This is a genomic window from Propionivibrio sp. (assembly GCF_049316945.1).
Lineage (GTDB): Bacteria > Pseudomonadota > Gammaproteobacteria > Burkholderiales > Rhodocyclaceae > Propionivibrio.
Genome location: NZ_JBMOJE010000319.1, coordinates 1 through 2,395, shown reverse-complemented (window position 1 = coordinate 2,395; position 2,395 = coordinate 1). Strand labels below are relative to the sequence as shown.

Genomic DNA, 2,395 nt, shown 5'->3' with positions numbered 1-2,395 from the left:
AGTTATTCCTTGATTTGTTCGATTCCAACGTTGCGGCCAATGCGTTTGACGCCAATGTCCTTGGATCAGCCCACTTAGGTTCGTTTGACCTGGTACGTAAGTCGGTCAATAGGGATGGACTGGCTATCCTGCAGGGAGACCGCGAAGAATCAGCAACTCGCTACCTTTACCGGGCATGGAAATCCGGCGATGTGCAAGGGCGCGGAATGCACTTTCTTCGCACCTATTTGCAAATGATGTTCCCGAACCTTTGCGCTGTTGATCAGCTCTGGCATTACAAGTCGATGCCGTATCCATCCGGGTTGTATAGCGCAACACCACAGTATGCACGGTGGATTCACCAGATCGGAGAACCTGATTTAAAGATCAATGGGGCGTGGGGAGTTGGAAAGCGGATTACCAGCACAGCGGAAAGCCTTACGGATCGACCGATAAACACGGAGTCCATGTACCTTACCAGCCGGATTGAAATATCGCTTGATTTCAGCGTCAACGTGCGATCCATTGCGAGTTTGACGCATATTATCCGATCGGTTATTCCGGCAAGGCTTTTACCCTTGTTCAGGTTCCTGCTGAATTTTTCACCGTATGTCCAGTCACTTCTTTCCGGGACGTTACTACTGCAGAAGCATTCCCGCATGCGCTACCCATGGTGCGGCCTGGTTGTCAGCGATTCAAGCGACGTTAGATGGTCTATCGGGCGCGATGGGAAGTACGTAACCCTGCCTCTTCCTTTTGGATCGTTCAAGATCGGCGAGCAGCGCGGCGGAATGTCGTTATGGAAGTTGAAACATTGCCGGGTCACCAGTAGCGCATTGATTTCCAGCGAATCGGCTGTTCCTATTTACCGGTTGCCGAAGCTGGCGGAAATTGATCGCCGGCTTGATGGTACCTGGCAGGTTGGTGGTAGTGCGCTTGACGCTGTCAGCCATGCACTCATCACGTCAGAATGTGATGTTGTGGCGCCGATAGACGTGATAGTCACCTACCACGAGCGCATGAGTATCAGGTACCCGGCAACCCCGGCGCGGCTTGGTGGAAAAAAAACAAGGTTGTCATCATGGCGGCGACTGGATGGCCAGTGGTCGGTAGGGCAGGCCGATGCGCTGCGTCCGTTTGGATTTTCCATCCAGCGCGACGAATCAATCCTTACCGAGTCGTCTGCGCTTATCGCATCGTTTTCTGACGCCTATGCTACCCCGGAGAGACTGGTCAGGCCTGTCGCTACAAAACTTTCACCAGTGCCAAGGAGGCTTGATGGCCGCTGGCATATCGGCGCAGAAAACAAGGTTGGCCGGTTCCGTCTTGATGGTAGACGACTGCGCGCTATGAAGATTGTTGAGTGCCCACGCATTGGGCGATTCGTTTTAGCTCAAGACATTGACGCCCCTATGGTTTACGAGCGCGGACCAGGCCGACGGCTAAAGCTTGGCGGGGCGTGGAGGATTGGCGGGTCAGCAGCGCCTGAATTTTCCTTGACCGTGACAAAGACAGCTTAAGAAAACGGAAAACAGCAGGAATCGCACCAAATAATCAAATCAGAATGTGCGAAATCAAACATTTAAGGAGCATCAAGCAATGGCTGAAGCCATAACAGTAAATGCCTATCGCCAGAAGATCGCCGCGTGCATGGCGGGTGGCCCGGTTATTTTGCCTATTGCGTACATGGCCTTTGGCGACGGCGGGCACAACCCGGACATGACGCCAAAGCCTCCATCAGCTTCCGCTACAGCGCTCAATCACGAAGTTCTCAGGAAGCCTCTGGCGTCAATCATCCAGGAAGACCTGTATTCGGTTACCGGAAAGGGAACCATTGAGGCCGTCGAACTGATTGGCGCAAGCCTTTCCGAGGCGGCATTGATCGATTCAGCAGGGCAGATTGTCGGCCTGAAAACCTTCGCTCCGAAGCATAAGGAATCCGATGAACGTTACGAAATCAGCATCAAGCTACGCTTCTGAAAGGAGTGAATAATGGCACTTGCACATACCAGCATTACCCCGATTCCCAACAATGAGCCGGATGCCATCCCGGCCTTGTGGAATACACGCTACGTCGAGATTGACGAGAATTTCGCCAGTATTGACTCACGGGTTTCGGCAAGAGAGGGCGAGATTGATACCGCCAGAGGCAGCAAGGGAAGCCTTGGATTGCGCCTTGTTGAAATGGAGGGAAATATTGCGACAACGTCGGTCAGCATGCAGGACATGTCGTTTGCCACCTTGAAATACGCACTTGAGCAAGCCGCCCTGGCTAACCGGGGAATAAATGTGCTGCGCAAGCAAGCGCAACAGGAAGGCGAATTTACCATCCTGAACAAGGGCATCAAATCCGGCTGCGTGGCGACAAAATCAACAACTGCCGCGCGTAACTTGAGCTTGTCTGCCGGGGCGTGTT

The 2,395-nt window shown here is 53.1% G+C and carries 3 protein-coding genes; all 3 read left to right on the top strand.

Going from position 1 to position 2,395, the window contains the following annotated elements; translation table 11 throughout:
- A partial coding sequence (locus ACOYNV_RS27545) for a hypothetical protein (protein ID WP_422903016.1) occupies positions 1-1,499 on the top strand: 1,499 nt, incomplete at its 5' end.
- 79 nt (positions 1,500-1,578) lie between these two features.
- On the top strand, positions 1,579-1,959 hold the full coding sequence (locus tag ACOYNV_RS27540; protein WP_422903015.1) for a hypothetical protein: 381 nt from the start codon (positions 1,579-1,581) through the stop codon (positions 1,957-1,959).
- 12 nt (positions 1,960-1,971) lie between these two features.
- Positions 1,972-2,395 (top strand): hypothetical protein (locus ACOYNV_RS27535; protein WP_422903014.1); only part of this gene is annotated, 424 nt, incomplete at its 3' end.